20 protein-coding genes are annotated in these 15,421 nt (G+C 68.8%); 12 read left to right on the top strand and 8 right to left on the bottom strand.

Going from position 1 to position 15,421, the window contains the following annotated elements; genetic code table 11:
• Positions 1-210, top strand: a 210-nt coding sequence (locus E4V01_RS26000) for a hypothetical protein (protein ID WP_210234749.1), incomplete at its 5' end; no start/stop codon positions are given.
• The gene (galU, locus tag E4V01_RS14350) at positions 207-1,073 is read left to right on the top strand and encodes a UTP--glucose-1-phosphate uridylyltransferase GalU (RefSeq protein WP_060770639.1); all 867 of its coding nucleotides are present in this window, start codon (positions 207-209) and stop codon (positions 1,071-1,073) included. The genes E4V01_RS26000 and galU, both read left to right, overlap by 4 nt.
• A gap of 239 nt (positions 1,074-1,312) precedes the next feature.
• On the opposite strand, the gene E4V01_RS14345 is transcribed toward galU, so the two are convergent.
• Entirely contained in the window at positions 1,313-2,209 is an 897-nt protein-coding gene (locus E4V01_RS14345; RefSeq protein ID WP_060770640.1) for an N-formylglutamate amidohydrolase, read from the bottom strand.
• Between the two features lie 306 nt (positions 2,210-2,515).
• On the opposite strand from E4V01_RS14345, the gene cpdR reads away from it, so the two are divergent.
• The 4 genes from cpdR (at position 2,516) to E4V01_RS14325 (ending at position 4,774) form a co-directional block, all read left to right on the top strand.
• Complete coding sequence (gene cpdR, locus E4V01_RS14340; RefSeq protein WP_003603128.1) at positions 2,516-2,872, top strand: cell cycle two-component system response regulator CpdR; 357 nt, start codon at positions 2,516-2,518, stop codon at positions 2,870-2,872.
• Positions 2,873-3,075: 203 nt separating this feature from the next.
• The gene (gene grxC, locus E4V01_RS14335) at positions 3,076-3,333 is read left to right on the top strand and encodes a glutaredoxin 3 (protein WP_060770641.1); all 258 of its coding nucleotides are present in this window, start codon (positions 3,076-3,078) and stop codon (positions 3,331-3,333) included.
• A complete protein-coding gene (locus E4V01_RS14330; RefSeq protein ID WP_135298798.1) occupies positions 3,330-4,175 on the top strand; it encodes a carbon-nitrogen hydrolase family protein in 846 nt (281 codons plus the stop codon). The genes grxC and E4V01_RS14330 overlap by 4 nt, the downstream gene beginning before the upstream one ends.
• A gap of 116 nt (positions 4,176-4,291) precedes the next feature.
• On the top strand, positions 4,292-4,774 hold the full coding sequence (locus E4V01_RS14325; RefSeq protein ID WP_135298797.1) for a DUF1178 family protein: 483 nt from the start codon (positions 4,292-4,294) through the stop codon (positions 4,772-4,774).
• Between the two features lie 21 nt (positions 4,775-4,795).
• Here E4V01_RS14325 and E4V01_RS14320 read toward each other — a convergent pair whose 3' ends face one another.
• A complete protein-coding gene (locus E4V01_RS14320) occupies positions 4,796-5,860 on the bottom strand; it encodes a PAS domain-containing protein (protein ID WP_135298796.1) in 1,065 nt (354 codons plus the stop codon).
• Positions 5,861-6,035: 175 nt separating this feature from the next.
• Between E4V01_RS14320 and msrA the strand changes: the two genes are divergently transcribed.
• Together msrA and E4V01_RS14310 are read left to right on the top strand one after the other, a co-directional pair.
• Entirely contained in the window at positions 6,036-6,695 is a 660-nt protein-coding gene (gene msrA / locus E4V01_RS14315) for a peptide-methionine (S)-S-oxide reductase MsrA (protein WP_135298795.1), read from the top strand.
• Between the two features lie 104 nt (positions 6,696-6,799).
• On the top strand, positions 6,800-7,303 hold the full coding sequence (locus E4V01_RS14310; RefSeq protein ID WP_060770646.1) for a TIGR00645 family protein: 504 nt from the start codon (positions 6,800-6,802) through the stop codon (positions 7,301-7,303).
• 7 nt (positions 7,304-7,310) lie between these two features.
• Here E4V01_RS14310 and mepA read toward each other — a convergent pair whose 3' ends face one another.
• The gene (gene mepA / locus E4V01_RS14305) at positions 7,311-8,240 is read right to left on the bottom strand and encodes a penicillin-insensitive murein endopeptidase (RefSeq protein ID WP_135298794.1); all 930 of its coding nucleotides are present in this window, start codon (positions 8,238-8,240) and stop codon (positions 7,311-7,313) included.
• 136 nt (positions 8,241-8,376) lie between these two features.
• Between mepA and E4V01_RS14300 the strand changes: the two genes are divergently transcribed.
• Positions 8,377-8,772 carry a PRC-barrel domain-containing protein gene (locus tag E4V01_RS14300; protein WP_135298793.1) on the top strand — a complete coding sequence of 132 codons (396 nt, stop codon included), beginning with the start codon at positions 8,377-8,379 and terminating at the stop codon, positions 8,770-8,772.
• 7 nt (positions 8,773-8,779) lie between these two features.
• Here E4V01_RS14300 and E4V01_RS14295 read toward each other — a convergent pair whose 3' ends face one another.
• The 3 genes from E4V01_RS14295 to E4V01_RS14285 all read right to left on the bottom strand — a co-directional run bounded on the left by E4V01_RS14295 (position 8,780) and on the right by E4V01_RS14285 (position 11,185).
• Positions 8,780-9,127 carry a hypothetical protein gene (locus E4V01_RS14295; RefSeq protein WP_060770648.1) on the bottom strand — a complete coding sequence of 116 codons (348 nt, stop codon included), beginning with the start codon at positions 9,125-9,127 and terminating at the stop codon, positions 8,780-8,782.
• Positions 9,128-9,212: 85 nt separating this feature from the next.
• Positions 9,213-10,454, bottom strand: coding sequence for a Na+/H+ antiporter NhaA (nhaA, locus tag E4V01_RS14290; protein ID WP_135298792.1), 1,242 nt, complete (start codon positions 10,452-10,454; stop codon positions 9,213-9,215).
• An 89-nt stretch (positions 10,455-10,543) separates the two neighbouring features.
• The gene (locus E4V01_RS14285; protein ID WP_135298791.1) at positions 10,544-11,185 is read right to left on the bottom strand and encodes a TlpA disulfide reductase family protein; all 642 of its coding nucleotides are present in this window, start codon (positions 11,183-11,185) and stop codon (positions 10,544-10,546) included.
• A gap of 39 nt (positions 11,186-11,224) precedes the next feature.
• Between E4V01_RS14285 and argH the strand changes: the two genes are divergently transcribed.
• The 3 genes from argH to E4V01_RS14270 all read left to right on the top strand — a co-directional run bounded on the left by argH (position 11,225) and on the right by E4V01_RS14270 (position 13,855).
• Positions 11,225-12,616, top strand: a complete 1,392-nt coding sequence (gene argH, locus E4V01_RS14280; RefSeq protein WP_135298790.1) for an argininosuccinate lyase — start codon at positions 11,225-11,227, stop codon at positions 12,614-12,616.
• A 97-nt stretch (positions 12,617-12,713) separates the two neighbouring features.
• Positions 12,714-13,025 (top strand): hypothetical protein, encoded by a 312-nt coding sequence (locus E4V01_RS14275; RefSeq protein ID WP_135298789.1) that lies wholly within the window; start codon positions 12,714-12,716, stop codon positions 13,023-13,025.
• Between the two features lie 146 nt (positions 13,026-13,171).
• Positions 13,172-13,855 (top strand): invasion associated locus b family protein, encoded by a 684-nt coding sequence (locus tag E4V01_RS14270; protein ID WP_135298788.1) that lies wholly within the window; start codon positions 13,172-13,174, stop codon positions 13,853-13,855.
• Positions 13,856-14,032: 177 nt separating this feature from the next.
• Here E4V01_RS14270 and E4V01_RS14265 read toward each other — a convergent pair whose 3' ends face one another.
• Both E4V01_RS14265 and E4V01_RS14260 read right to left on the bottom strand, forming a co-directional pair.
• The gene (locus E4V01_RS14265) at positions 14,033-14,287 is read right to left on the bottom strand and encodes a hypothetical protein (protein WP_135298787.1); all 255 of its coding nucleotides are present in this window, start codon (positions 14,285-14,287) and stop codon (positions 14,033-14,035) included.
• Positions 14,288-14,728: 441 nt separating this feature from the next.
• Positions 14,729-15,415 carry an HAD family phosphatase gene (locus E4V01_RS14260; protein ID WP_135298786.1) on the bottom strand — a complete coding sequence of 229 codons (687 nt, stop codon included), beginning with the start codon at positions 15,413-15,415 and terminating at the stop codon, positions 14,729-14,731.
• Positions 15,416-15,421: the final 6 nt, after the last annotated feature.

Below are 15,421 nucleotides of genomic sequence, written 5' to 3'. Positions count from 1 at the left end.
ATAGCCCGCGCCGCCCGTGACCAGAACCGCCATCGCCCACCCCTGATCCGTCTTCGCCGGCCGTCGGCCGAAACGTCAGCTACGTTTTATGACGAAATCCTGCCAATCCTAACCCAAGCGGGGCTGTTAGCGGCGGTCTGCGTGCTATTTGATCCATTGTCGATCAGGGCTCGCCCCGACAAACGCCAAAAAACGGGTCCCGCCACATGAAACGAATTCGTAAGGCCGTCCTTCCCGTCGCGGGTCTCGGCACGCGCTTCCTGCCGGCCACCAAGGCCGTTCCGAAGGAGATGCTCACCGTCGTCGACCGCCCGGTCGTCCAGCATGTCGTCGATGAAGCCCGCGAGGCCGGCATCGAGCACTTCATCTTCGTGACCGGCCGCGGCAAGGCGGTGATCGAGGATCACTTCGATATCGCGTTCGAATTGGACCACATGCTGCAGGAGCGCGGCAAGCAAGAGGCCTACGAGGCGCTGAAGAAGGATCTGCCCAAGGCCGGCCAGACCAGCTTCACCCGGCAGCAGGCGCCGCTGGGCCTCGGCCACGCCGTGTGGTGCGCCCGCGAGATCGTCGGCGACGAGCCCTTCGCCGTGCTGCTGCCCGACATGCTGAGCCGCGGCTGCATGGGCCAGATGCTGAAGGCCTACGAGCAGCATGGCGGCAACGTCATCGCCGTCGAGGAGGTGAAGCCCGAGGAGACCCACCAGTACGGCATTGTCGCCGTCGGCGAGACCTTCGGCCAGACCTTCGAGATCACCGGCATGGTCGAGAAGCCCAAGCAGGGCACCGCACCCTCGAACTACATCATCTCCGGCCGCTACATCCTCCAGCCCGAGATTTTTTCGATTCTGGAGCGGGGCGAGACCGGCGCGGGCGGCGAGATCCAGCTCACCGACGCGATGATCCGGCTGGCCGAACAGCAGAAGTTTTTTGGGATGCGCTTCGATGGGCGCACCTACGACACCGGCTCCAAGATCGGCTTCCTCACCGCCAACCTCGCCTACGGCCTGGAGCGGCCGGACCTGGCCGACGCCCTGAAAGCGGAGATCCGCGCGCTCCTCGGCGAGAACTGATTCGGTTCCATGCGCGCATGTCGGATCGATATGCGCAGCGCACATGTGGAAACGGGATCGGCGCCCTTGCGATTTGTGCGGCGCGATGCGATTTTTGCATTGCGAGATCGCGATGGCGTCGCGGTCCCGCAGCCCTTCTTGGGCGTTTCCTCCCTAGACTTCGGGCCGTCCTTCGGGGCGGCCTTTTTTTGTCTGATGCGTGTCTTCGGGACGCCTGGAAGCAGCGTTCCGATCCGGTTTTACTCTGCTGCGATGCGGTGGGACGGCAGCTCGACCGTCTCGGCGGCGACCCCGGCGATGACCTCGGCGAGATGGTCCGCAAGAGTCACGAAGCCGGCCGTCAGCGCCAGCGACTGCTCATTCATGTAGAGCGCCCGGTTGATCTCGATCTGCAGCGCATGCCGCCCGAGACCGGGTTCGCCGTAATGCTCGGTGATGAAGCCGCCGGCATAGGGCTTGTTGCGCACCACCTTGTAGCCGAGAGCCCTCAGCCGGCTCTCGAACCCATCGACCAGTGAGGGCAGGCAGGCCGTGCCGAAGCGGTCGCCGAGCACGAAATCGGCCTGGGCGCTCTCATCGCGTCCGAGACTCGATGACGGCATCGAGTGGCAATCGATCAGGAAGGACCGGCCGAAGGTCCGTGCCGTGCGATGGATCAAGCCGCGCAGGGTTCGGTGATACGGCTTGTAGAGCGTCTCGATGCGCCGCACCGCCTCCTCCACCGGCAGCCGCTCCCGGTAGATCTCCTGTCCGTCGGCGACGATGCGCGGCACCGTGCCCAGCCCCCCGGCCACCCGCATCGAGCGGGTGTTGGCGAAGGACGGCAGACGGCCGGCGAACATCCGGGGGTCGAGCTCGTAGGGCTCGCGGTTCACGTCGAGATAGGCGCGCGGGAAGTTCGCCCGCATCAAGGGCGCGCCGAGGCCGACGACCGCAGCGAACAGGCGGTCGACATGGGCATCCTCCGAGCGGCGCAGGGCCAGCGCGTCGAGCCGGGAGGCCGCGAGGAACGAGTCCGGGTAATGCGCGCCGGAATGCGGCGTGTTGAACACGAAGGGAATCGCGTGCTGCGCCGGCTCGTCCACGGCGAAGGGTGGATCGAACGCCTCGGCTCCGTCTGGCTGTGAAGGGCTCATCGAGACGCGGGGGCCTGAGCGTGGCACGGAAGGGACATGGCGCCACTTTGCGGCGCCTCGTCCGCCCTGTCCACCATGCGCCGCACAGAGTCGGGAGAGAGCGGGACGGCGCCTTGCGATTGTCGGGTGCGTCGCGACACCGGGCGCGTTTAACGCTCTGTTTACCAAGCCGACGCTTTATGAAATGAACACCCACCGAGCATCTCTCGCAAAGCGCCGGCGGCGCTGTCATGCCCTCAAGCGGCATGGTAGCGACCGGCGTTTCCTGAGACACTCCAAGGCGCATGGGCACCGGGACGCCGTTCGATGAAGATCCTGCTCGCGGAAGACGACAACGACATGCGTCGGTTTCTGGCCAAGGCGCTCCAGAACGCCGGCTACGACGTGCTGTCCTTCGACAACGGCCTGTCCGCCTATAATCGCCTGCGCGAGGAGCCGTTCGAGCTTCTCCTGACCGACATCGTCATGCCGGAGATGGACGGGATCGAGCTGGCGCGCCGCGCCACCGAACTCGATCCCGACATCAAGGTGATGTTCATCACGGGCTTTGCCGCGGTGGCGCTGAACCCGGACTCGAAGGCGCCGAAGGATGCGAAGGTGCTCTCGAAGCCCTTCCACCTGCGCGACCTCGTCAACGAGGTCGAGAAGCTGCTGGCCGCCTGAGAGCGCTTCGCAGAACTCCCGGTCCCAGACCGTTCTTGCTTCGGCGATGACAGCGCGGCGGGCGTTTCGTGAGAGGCACTCAGGCCGCCTGAGCGGAGAGCCGGCGCAGCGATCGTCCGGCTCTGTGTCCCGGCCGCAGTAGGAAGATCCTCGCGGCTCGCCTATATGCGTCGCATCTCCCCACTCGGGCACGCGACGGACCTATGCAGCCGGTCACGATCTACACCACCGCCTGGTGCCCCTATTGCTCGGCGGCCAAGAGCCTGCTGCGCGAAAAAGGCGTGTCCTTCAACGAGATCGACGTGGAGAAGACGTCGGGCGCCCGCGCGACCATGGTCCAGCGGGCCGGCGGGCGCACGTCGGTGCCGCAGATCTTCGTCGGCGACCGGCATGTCGGCGGCTGCGACGACCTCTACGCGCTGGAGCGGGCCGGCGATCTCGATCCGCTGCTCGCGGCATGACGGACCTGTCCGAACACAAGCCCTTCATCGCCGCCTGCGTGCAGATGCGCGGTGGGCGCGATCCGGCCGTCAACCGCGAGGCCGCCGTGCAGGCGGTGCGCGAGGCGGCTCGCCGGGGTGCCGCCTATGTGCAGACGCCCGAGACGACCTCGCTGATCGAGCGCGACCGCACCGCCCTGTTCGAAAAGGTCGGGCCGCAGGAGAGCGACGCCACGCTCACTGCCCTCCGCGAAGTCGCGCGGGCGGAACAGATCATTCTACAGATCGGATCGCTGGCGATCCGCGAGGGCGAGAAGATCGCCAACCGCGCCTTTCTGATCGACGCCGCGGGCGAGATCCAAGCGGCTTACGACAAGCTCCATCTCTACGATGTCGATCTCCCCAACGGTGAGAGCTGGCGCGAATCGGCGACCTATTCGGGCGGCGACTGCGCCGTCGTCGCGCAGACGCCGCTCGCCAGCCTCGGCCTGACGATCTGCTACGACATCCGCTTTCCCGCCCTCTACCGGGCACTCGCCGAGGCGGGCGCCACGGTGATGACCGCGCCGGCCTGCTTCACCCGCCAGACCGGCGAGGCGCACTGGCACATCCTGCAGCGGGCGCGGGCCATCGAGACCGGCTCCTTCATGATCTCGGCGGCGCAAGGGGGTCGGCACGAGGACGGACGCGAGACCTTCGGCCACTCGCTCATCGTCGATCCCTGGGGCCGCATCCTCGCCGAGGCCGAGGGCGAGGCGCCGGGCATCATCCTCGCCGAAATCGACCTCGCGCGGGTCGCGGATGCGCGCGCCCGCATTCCCGCCCTGTCCCACGCGCGCAGCTTCCGCGTGCGCCGCGCTTGAAGCCATCCCATCTCAGCATCATCCCGAAAGGTGGCTTCCGGCTTTCGGGATGATGCAAAAATAAGAGGATAGAGCATCGTCCCGGATCCGGTATCCAGGACGATGCTCTAAGGGTCATGATCCTTTTCACTCTCGCCTGCGATTCGGGACACCGGTTCGAGAGCTGGTTTCCCTCCAACACGGCCTATGACGAGCAATCGGCCCGCGGCCTCGTCACCTGTCCGTTCTGCGACTCGGCCAGAGTCGCCAAGGCACCGATGGCCCCGGCCGTGGCGCGCACCGACCGTGGCCGGGCCGAGGCGCCCACGCCGCAGCTTCCGGTTCCGGCGGCGCCAGCCGAAGTGCCGATGCCGATGCCGATGCTCGCCGCCGAGCCGGAGCGACAGTTGCGCGCCCTGCTGCGGGCCGTGCGCGAGCACGTCGTGTCGACCGCCGAGCATGTCGGCGACCGCTTCGCCGACGAGGCGCGGGCGATCCATTACGGTGATGCGGAAGGGCGCCCGATCTACGGCGAGGCCAGCCCGAAGGAGGCGCGGGCGCTGGTCGAGGAAGGCATCGATGTCCTGCCCCTGCCGCCGGCCCCGGACGACCGGCACTGACGTCCCGGCGGAGCCTGGGGCTCAGGCCCCGATGCGCTCGGCCGGAAAGCGGAGTTCGACGGCGGTGCCCGCCGGATCGCGCGGCCGGACGCGGATCGTACCGCCGACCTGCCGGCTCAGAACGTCGATCAGCGTCGCCTCGAAGCTCCCGCCGCCCGCCGCGCTCAGACCGATCCCGTCATCCTCCACCGCCACCGTGACGTCCGCCCCATCACGGGCGATGCGAACGGTCAGCCGTCCTGCCCGGGACGGGAACGCGAGGCGGACGGCGTTGGAGACAACCTCGTTGACGATGAGTGCGAGCGGTCCCGCCGCCTCGGGCCGGACGCGGAGCGGCGCCAGATCGAGCGCAAGCGCAATGTCGCTCCGGCCCGAGGCCTCGACCAGGGTCTCGGCGATCTCGCGGACGAGATCGGCGAGATCGTGGCCCGCACTCTCTTCCGTCGGGGCGGACTGGCGATAGAGCGTGCTGAGCGCATCGATGCGCCCGATCGCCTCGCCGAGCGCCGCGCGAACCGCCGGATCGGCGCTGTTGCCGCTCTGAAGCGTCAGCATGGCCGAGATCATCTGGAGATCGTTGCGGGCGCGATGCCCGATCTCGCGCAGCAACAGGTCGTTCGCGTCGAGGGCTACCTGCGTCCGGTCGCGCTCGGCGGCGAGCGCGTGGCGCTCGCTCACGTCGAACTGCGAGGCGAAGTAGAACAGCAGCGTGCCGTCCTCGTCGTGGACGGGGCTGATATACAGCGCGTTGTGGAAGGTCGAGCCGTCCTTGCGGTAGTTGAGAAGCTCTTCATGCACGTCCCGCTCGGCATCGATCGCGGCACGGATCCGCGCCACCGCGTCGAAATCGGTGCCGGGCCCCTGCAGGAAGCGGCAATTGCGGCCCGTCACCTCCAGCCGCGTGTACCCGGTGAGCCGCAGGAACGCGTCGTTGGCGTAGATGATCGGATTGTCGAGCCGGCGCGGATCCGTGATGATCATCGCCATGCGCGTGGCCCGCACGGCCGCCGCGAAGGGATCGCCCTTGCCGGAACGGACGCTGGCCCGAACCCGCTCCGTCAGTTGCCAGTCGTCGCCGGGCTCCATCTGTTCCCGATCGTTCCCCAGGCGCGAAGAGCACGGCCGGAGCCGCCGAGGGCGCGGCCTCACCTGACCCTGTCGCCAAAGCAGACGGCGATGACCATATCAAGCGAAATCGAGCGGGATGCACACCGGCGCGCCGACAACGCGCCACGCCCTGCAACCACCAGAGGAAACTGCGATGCTACTGTTCCGCAAACGGCCCGAGATGCCGGCCCCGTCCGAAGTGCTGCCCGGCCGGCCGCATCCCCTGCCGACCGCCGAGCGCCATTTCGTCAACGGCAATGCCCTGAAGGGACCCTATCCGGAGGGCGTCGAGACGATCGTGCTCGGGCTCGGCTGCTTCTGGGGCGCCGAGCGCAAATTCTGGGAATTGCCCCGGGGCATCCATGTCACCGCCGTGGGCTATGCCGGGGGCACCACGCCCAACCCGACCTACGAGGAGGTCTGCTCCGGCCTCACGGGCCACAACGAGGTCGTCCTGGTCGCCTATGACCCCGCCGTTCTGCCGCTGGAGGCCGTGCTCAAGACCTTTTTCGAGAGCCACAACCCGACGCAAGGGTATCGCCAGGGCAACGATGTCGGCACCCAGTACCGCTCCGGCATCTACACGGGCAGCGAGGCCCAGGCCGCGACGGCGCGGGCGGTGCGCGATTCCTACGCGCAGGCGCTCGACGCGCGGGGCTACGGGCCGATCACGACGGAGATCGTGCCGCTCGAGACCTTCTCCTTCGCGGAAGAGTACCACCAGCAATACCTCGCCAAGAATCCCGGCGGTTATTGCGGGCTCGGCGGCACCGGCGTGTCCTGCCCCGTCGGCGTCGGCGTCGCGGCGGAGTGAGTCTGCGCCCGGCCCCGGCAAGGCTGGCCCAAGCTTGACCGTCTTGCGGGGCCGTTGCGCCCATGCCAAATCCCGGCCCCTCGGATGGCCGGGATCGAGAGACAATGCTGGAACGTGGCTTCGAACGCTTTCTCTTCGCCTGCCGGTGGCTGCTGGCGCCGTTCTACGCCGCGCTGACGATCGCGCTCGTCGTCCTCCTGGTCCGGCTGCTGCTGGAACTCGGCCACGTCGTCACGCACGCGTTCGAATCGACCGAGTCGCAGACCATCCTCTCCGTTCTCGCGCTCGTCGATCTGACCTTCACCGGCTCGCTGCTGATCATCGTGATCTTCTCAGGGTATGAGAATTTCGTCTCGAAGTTCGATCACACCGACCACAAGGACTGGCCCACCTGGATGGGCACGATCGACTTCAGCGGGCTCAAACTGAAGCTGATCTCCTCCATCGTCGCGATCTCGGCGATCCAGCTTCTGAAGTCGTTCCTCGACCTGAAGAACTACAGCGACCGCGACCTGTACTGGCTGGTCGGCATCCACATGGTGTTCGTGGTGTCCGGCCTGCTGATGGCGCTGACCGACCGGCTCTCGGCCGGACACCACGAGAAGTAGGCGACTTCTACCGCGCGTGCAGCACCGCCCGGCAGGCGTCGGGCAGGCCCGCGAGCGTCATCGGCGGGCGGGGTTTCGGCGGGGTCTTGGGCTTGGGCGGGTTCAGCACCGCCGCGCTGAACCAGTAATCGAGTTCGGAGCCGCAGCCGTCGCCGGAGGGCGGGGGCGCCTGGTCGTCGCAGGCGCCGTCGCCGGCCGGGCAGGCGAGGCGGATATGGTAGTGGTAGTTGTGTCCGTACATCGGGCGCACCTTGGTGAGCCAGCCGCGATCCCCGCCCGCCTCGCGGCACAGGGCCTTCTTGATCGCCGCGTTCACGAAGATCCGCGCCACCTCCGGCTGCTTGGCCGTCATGCGGATCAGCGCGGTATGCTGGCGCGTCCAGACGTCGGGGTCGATGTCGAGCCGGTCCGAGCGCACCATGTCGGTGGCCGAGGTCTCCTCGCGCTCGGCTCGGGTCATGCGGTGGTCCGGCATCGGCGTGAGCCAGACGTCCACGTCGAGGCCGAGCTGGTGCGAGGCGTGGCCGGTGAGCATCGGCCCGCCGCGGGGCTGCGACATGTCGCCGACGAGAAGCCCCGGCCAGCCGGCCTGCGGTGCGCGGGCCGCGAGCCGCTCGATGAAGTCCACGAGATGGGGCGTGCCCCACATCCGGTTGCGGGAGGGCCGCATCACCTGCCAGGTCGCACCGTCGAGGGCCAGCGCCTCGCCGCCGGAGAAGCAGCCCTTGGCGTAGGAGCCGAACGGCCGCGCCGGGCCGCTGGCCGGGCCGGTGACGCGGCCGAACAGGGCCTTGGCCGGCGTCGAAGGATCGTTCGGGTTGGCGAGCGGCGGCAGCGGCTTCGGGTTGACGCTGCCGCGGTCCTGCGCCGCGGCCGGGCTCAGCAGCGCCGGAAGGGCAAGCGCGAGGGCAGGGAGTGTCAGGCGGGTCAGCGGCATGCGCGGTGGCTCGTCCGGGATGGCGGGGCGGGATGGGGCAAGGGGCGGCAAGAGCAGGGGCAGGACTGGCCGGAACGTGCCCGGCCGCATGGGCGTTTTTTATGGCAAGCTGTAACAACGTTGCAGGATGTTCGCCATGGATCCGGTTCGTTCCGAAGCTGCGGCCGATGCGGCGCCCCCGCCCCGCAGCCTGATCGCCAGCGATCGCGTCATCGGCACCGAGGTGCGCCGGACCGACGGGAGCAAGGTCGGCCGCATCGAGCGGCTGATGCTCGACAAGCGCTCGGGCCGCGTCGCCTATGCGGTGATGAGCTTCGGCGGCTTTCTCGGCATGGGCGAGGCGTATTTCACGCTGCCCTGGGCGGTGCTGCGATACGACACCGGTCTCGACGCCTACGTCGTCGACATCACCGAGGCGCAGTTGCGCGACGCGCCCGCCCGCTCGCCGGAGGGCGGCGACCCGGAGGACGAGCGCGCCTGGGAAGAGCACGTCCACCGCTACTACAACGCGGCGCCGTATTGGGGGATCTGAGAACGCCTTACGGCCGCGTCAGGAACCCGATCGGCTCCCGCGGCGGCTGGCCGAGCCAGACCAGCACCGCCCCGAGACCGAGCCCGAACAGGGCCGCCGGGACGAGGCCGAGCGGGGTCAGCAGAACCGTTTCCGCCCAGGGCGCCGCCTTCCGGATCGTGGCCCCCAGGGCGGTGATCCGCTCCTGCGGCAGGGACTGGATCAGTTCGGCGAGGCTCGTCACCCGCAGGCCATTATTGGCGATGGAGCGGGCACCGTCGTAGCAGAGCTGCACGAAGCCCGCCGCCATCACCACGAGCCCGAGCGCCCGGCTGAAGAACGGCAGTCCGAGGAAACGGGAAACGGTTCGCAGCATGTTCGCCCTCGCGCGGGATGACGGGCCGGAGGACGGACCACCTGCCACCGCGACGCTTCCGGCCTGAGTAGGCCGAGGCCGGAGGTCAAGGCAAGCGGTCGGACCCGGCTTCGAGGTCCCGGCGCGGGCTCGCCTCCCGCGCCTTCGCCCGGGCGAGCAGCACGGCACCGAACAGCGCCGAGAGCAGCGAACCGCCGAGAACGCCGAGCTTGGTCTCGGTCTCGTGCAGGCCATCCGTGAAGGCGAGCGCCCCGATGAACAGGCTCATGGTGAAGCCGATGCCGCAGAGGAGGGCGACGCCGTAGACTTGGACCCAGGTCGCACCGGCCGGTCGGGAAACGAGGCCAAGGGCGGCGGCGAGCCGCACGCTCGCGAAGATGCCGACCTGCTTGCCGATGAACAGGCCGAGCGCGACGCCGAGGGTCACGGGCTCGATCAGCGCCCGCGCCGGCAAGCCGAGGAGCGTCACCCCGGCATTGGCGAAGCCGAAGATCGGCACGATCAGGAACGAGACCCAGGGCGTCAGGGCGTGTTCCAGACGGTGCAGGGGCGACGTCACGTCCTCCGGCCGGCCCGGACTCGGACGGATCGGCACGAACAGGGCGAGCAGCACGCCGGCCACCGTGGCGTGAACGCCGGAGCGCAGGACGAACACCCAGAGGACGAGGCCCGCGAGGAGATAGGGCAGGAGCGCGCGCACACCGAGGCGGTTGAGGGAAAACAGCACGGCCAGCATCCCGGCCGAGGCCGCCAGCATCGCGGTATCGAGCTGCCCCGTGTAGAACAGCGCGATGATGACCACGGCGCCGAGATCGTCGACGATGGCCACAGCCGACAGGAAGATCTTGAGCGAAACGGGCACGCGCGAGCCCAGGAGCGCGAGGACGCCCAGCGCGAAGGCGATGTCGGTGGCGGCGGGGATCGCCCAGCCCCGAGCCGTGGGCTGCCCGGCGTTGAAGGTGAGATAGACCAGGGCCGGCACGGCCATGCCCGCCGCGGCGGCCAGCCCCGGCAGCACCCGGTCGGGCCACGTGCGCAGGCGCCCGTCCAATCCCTCCCGCTTGATCTCGAGGCCGACCAGCAGGAAGAACACGACCATCAGGCCGTCGTTGATCCAGTGCATCAGGCTCAAGGGCCCGAGATGGATGTGAAGCAGGTCGTGATAGGCCTGTGCCAGGGGCGAATTGGCGACCACGAGCGCGGCGCCCGCGGCGGCCATGAGCACGATGCCGCCGGCCGCCTCGTTCGTGAGAAAGCGGCGCGTCGCCGAGTACGAGCGCTGCAGAGGGCGCGGGAGCGCACGGACGGAGGGCGGCGGCGGCTTCATGCCGAGACCCGTTGCCCGCCCCGGGCCGGCACCGCAACCCGGCTGGCTCGAAAAGTCAGGCACCTTGGAAAATCAGGCCCCTTGGAAAATCAGGAGGATTTTGCCAGCGCCGCCCGGATCAGCCGCTTGCCGTCCTCGCTCGACCATTCGGCCGGGCCCTTCATCACACCGAGCGTGCAGCCCTTGGCGTCGATCAGCATCGTCGTCGGCAGCCCCGTGGAGCCGACCGCCGACTGGATCGCCGGCAGCACCTTGCCCTCGGGATCGCCGTAATAGGTCAGATGCGCGATGCCGTTGGCCTTGAACCATGCGGGCGGCTTGTCGAGGTTGCGCGTCTCGACATTGATCGCCACCACTTGGAACGTGTCGCCGCCGAGTTCCGCCTGAAGGCGGTCGAGGGCCGGCATCTCCGCCTTGCAGGGGGCACACCACGTCGCCCACAGGTTCACCAGGAGCAGTTTTCCGCGCAAGGACGCGAGATCGGTCGGCGCGCCGTCCGGGCCCTTGAAGGCGACGGCGGGTGCCGGCTTCGGCGGAGCGGACGCGTCGAAAGCGGCCACGTCGCCGCGGGCCAGCGGCGCGAGCCGGGCCGCGACCGGGGCGGCTTGGGCGCAGGGGCCGGAGGCCGCGAGGTTGCCGAGGTTCGAGCCCGTCCCGTATAGGGCAAGGCCGCCGACGAGGACGGCGGCGAGCGCGCCGCCCGCGGCAAGGATTTTCGGGGTCGCCGTCACGGCCGAACCTCGTTTCGCGTGCGGAAGGTGGGATCAGCCATGAGCAACCGGATGTGGGGTGGACGCTTCGCCAGCGGCCCGGCCGAGATCATGGAGGAGATCAACGCCTCCATCGGGTTCGACAGGCGTCTCGCATCCCAGGACATCCGCGGCTCGCTGGCGCATGTCGCGATGCTGGGGAGCCAAGGCATCCTGCCGGCCGAGGATGTGGCAGCCATCGAAGCCGGGCTCAAGTCCGTCGAGGCGGAGATCGCGCGCGGCGAATTCGTCTTCCGGCGCGAGTTGGAGGACATCCACATGGCGGTGGAGAGCCGCCTGACCGAGATCGTCGGCCCCGCCGCCGGGCGCCTGCACACCGCCCGCTCGCGCAACGATCAGGTCGCCACCGACATGCGGCTATGGGTGCGCGACACCCTCGACGCCCTCGACGCGCAGGTCGCCGACCTACAACGGGCGCTGGCCGAGACGGCGGTGAAGCATGCCGGGACGGTGATGCCGGGCTTTACCCACCTTCAATCGGCCCAGCCCGTCACCTTCGGCCACCATTGCCTGGCCTATGTCGAGATGCTGGCGCGCGACCGCGGCCGGTTCCGCGACGCGCGGGCGCGGCTCAACGAATGCCCGCTCGGCGCCGCCGCACTCGCCGGCACCTCCTTCCCGATCGACCGGCACGCCACGGCCGCCGCCCTCGGCTTCGACCGGCCGACCGCGAACTCGCTCGATTCCGTGGCCGACCGCGACTTCGCGCTCGAATCGCTCTCGGCGGCCTCGATCTGCGCGGTCCACCTCTCGCGCTTCGCCGAGGAGCTGGTGGTGTGGACCTCGGCCCAGTTCGGCTTCGTGCGGTTGTCCGACGGCTTCACCACCGGCTCGTCGATCATGCCGCAGAAGCGCAACCCCGACGCCGCCGAACTCGTGCGGGCCAAGGCGGGCCGCATCATCGGCGCGCTCACGGGCCTGCTCATCGTGATGAAAGGCCTGCCGCTCGCCTATTCGAAGGACATGCAGGAGGACAAGGAAGGCACCTTCGACGCCCTGCAATCGCTCTCGCTGTGCCTTGCGGCCATGGCCGGCATGGTGCGCGACCTCGAACCCGTGGCCGAGACGCTCAAGCGCGCGGCGGGTTCGGGCTACGCCACGGCGACCGATCTCGCCGACTGGCTGGTGCGCGAACTGAACATGCCGTTCCGGCAGGCCCACCACGTCACCGGCCGCGTCGTCGCGGCGGCCTCCGAGCGCGGGATCGGGTTGGAGGAACTCTCCCTCGAGGCCATGCAGGCGATCGAGCCGGGAATCACGGGGGCCGTCTTCGCGGTTCTCGGCGTCGAGAACTCGGTGGCGAGCCGCATCAGCTACGGCGGCACCGCGCCGGACAACGTGCGCCGGCAGGCGGAAATCTGGCTGGACAGGCTCGGCCCTGTGGAGAAGTAGGGGTAACCCTGCGGGAACAGGCACGGAAAATGCCGCGTTCAGGTTTCAGCTAGCTGAGCTTGGCTATCCGACCGTTCGAACCTGCGGAGTGCCGTCGATGAACGTTGAGAGTTGGATCACTGTCGAGGAGACGCCGGCCTTGGCCGCGGAGGCGATGGCGGTCATCGACGCTCGCCTTGCACGGCTCACCGATGCGGAACGGGGCGCCTTCTGGGCCTCGATCCGCAAGGCCTACAACACGCCCTACAACGATCCGGTGAAGCCGGCGCAGCCCAAGCCGGTCGAGCCGGCGCCCGGCTCCGCCCCATCGGCGGTCGAGATCCGTCTTCCCGCGATCGATCCGTCGATCGACCTGCCCGCGGCGGCCCTCGCCTCTGCAACGCTCGCTGCGGAGATGCGGGCGGCCTGACACGGCTTCAGGTTGCCTCGACGGGTACGGCCCCTGGCCGTTTTACGGTTAATCGGAGCGGTCAGGGGTTTCCTGTTCCGCTGCAGGCCGTCATCCTGACGGCGCGCGAAGATGGCCGGCCCGGCCGTCCGTACACCCGAGTAAAGATGCAGCGGCACCGCCTTTCGATCTCTCATCCCGCCTCTCGTCCCGGCCGCCCCCTGGCGGCCCTCGTGCTGGCCGTCGCGGCCGCCGCATCTCTGCCCGGACCGTCCGGTCACGCCCAGGCGCAGGAGGGCATACAGGGAGCCGAGATCATCCTCGCCCGGTCGAGCCGCCGCCAACCGAAGAGTTCGGCGCTGCCGCCAGGGATGCAGCAGGCCGTCCCGCTGGCGGTGTTCGGCGACTGGAACGTCTTCACCAACGGCGCCCAGGGCCGCGACAAGCTCTGCTACGTCATCGCCCAGCCGACGGCCCGCAGCCCCAAGACGCTCGCGCGCGACACCGGCTACCTGTTCGTGACCTTCCCCAAGGGCGGCGCCCAGGGGGAGATCGCGGTGATGCTCGGCTTCAAGCCGAAGCCGGCCGCAGCGCAAGGAAAGCCCGGCGCGGCCGCCGCCCCGAGCGACCCCTACCTCACGGTCGGCAGCACCCGCTACGGCCTCGTGGCGAAGGACGAGAACGCCTGGATCCAGAACCAGGCCGACGAGCCGCGCATCGTCACGGAGATGAGCCGGACCCAGACCGCGACGGTCCGCACGACCTCACAACGCGGCAAGCCGACTCAGGACGACTACGCTTTGGGCGGCTTTGCCGATGCGCTCAAGCGCGCACGCGAGGAGTGCAAGTAGGTCTTCGCATCCGAGGGCTGCATCGCCGGCCTTTCGCGCGGGCAGCCGATCCGGAATCATCCCAAACGGGCGTGACCGTCTCGCGATCGAGGACGCGTCTGAAACGAACGCCGCAAAAACAAGCCGGCGGCCCGAAGCGGCGCCGCCGGCTGTCTTCATGCGGAGCGTCGCGGAGGGTCACACCACCGCGCGCAGGCGTGGCTGGCGGCCTTTCTCGCGCGCTGCGCGGGCAGCTTGCTCCACGGTGCGGAACAGCGTGCCGTCGAGCCCGTCGAAGCGGCGCTCGGACGAGAAGAAGCGGACACCGCCGCGCTCGGGCACGGCGATGCCGGCGGTGATGTCGCCGATCTCGATCACGCGGGCGGGGGGCGCATCCGCGACGGAGAGATCGAGCGTGTCATCGTCGAGGTAAGCGGTCTGGGCACGGGTCATGACGGGGTGAACTCCTGCGGCCGTCGTCGGCCGGTTATCGGCAAGGCGTTCGCGGGCGCTGCTTTAGCCCACGGATGTGACTGTCTGCCGACAACATCCCCACGCCCGGACACTCCATCCGCCGGGCAACCTCGACTTCTTCCAAATAAAGATACCATTCACGGCCAGTCCTCCTCTCTCGCGAGGACCACGGCGCAAGTGCGTCGTGATGCATTAGCGTTTGATAACGCGGCGCAAGCTTGCCACTACAAATCACCGCGGCGCGAAGTCGTTCGCACGGTCTAAAGATGAGGTGTCCAACCCTAACCGTCAACGGAATGTTCTTTCGAAGTTCAGCTTGACAGAGAAAGTTCGCGCCGCGATTCGGGCGATCCGCGGCGCGTCTCGTCTGTCGGGGAAGGGCCTACGCCAGATCAAGCAAAGCCCGGGCCGAAACCGGCCTTATGCCCCGGCCACGATGCGCCCGAGATCCGCATGCGCGGAGAAGACCGCCGCCGCCCCGGCATCGAGAAGATCCCGCCCGGCCCGGTCGTGGCTCCAATGCCCGCCTCCGGTGAAGCCGACGACCCGCATTCCGGCAGCCCGCGCGGCCTGCACCCCCGGCACGCTGTCCTCGATCACGAGGCAATGTTCCGGCGCGAAGCCCATCCGCTCCGCCGCGAACAGGAACAGATCCGGAAACGGCTTTCCGCGCGCCACCTGTGCGGAGGAGAAGACGCGCCCCTCGAACAGCGGCAGCAGCCCGGTGAGCGAGAGCGAGTGGCGCAGCCGCACCGGATCGCTGCTGGAGGCGACGCAGAACGGCAGATGCAGGAGGCCGAGCGCGTCGGCGATCCCGGCCATGGCGGCCAGATCCGCCTCGAAGGCCGCGAGCGTCTCCGCCTTCACCCTCTCGACGAAGCCGTCCGGGGCCGTGACCCCGTCCTCGCGGGCGACGCGTTCCATGATCGAGGTCATGGAGGTGCCGGCGAACCGCTCCCGCACGCTGTCGAGGCTGATGGCGAGCCCGATCCCGTTGAGCCCGCGCGTCAGGGTCGCAAGGCTCATCGGCTCGCTGTCGATCAGCACGCCGTCGCAGTCGAAGATCACGAGGGCGAGGGGAGGCGAGGCGGGGAAAGCATCCGTCATCGGCGG

The sequence above is a fragment of the Methylorubrum sp. Q1 genome, from assembly GCF_004683995.1.
GTDB lineage: Bacteria > Pseudomonadota > Alphaproteobacteria > Rhizobiales > Beijerinckiaceae > Methylobacterium.
This window is presented reverse-complemented; position numbering and strand designations above follow the sequence as displayed.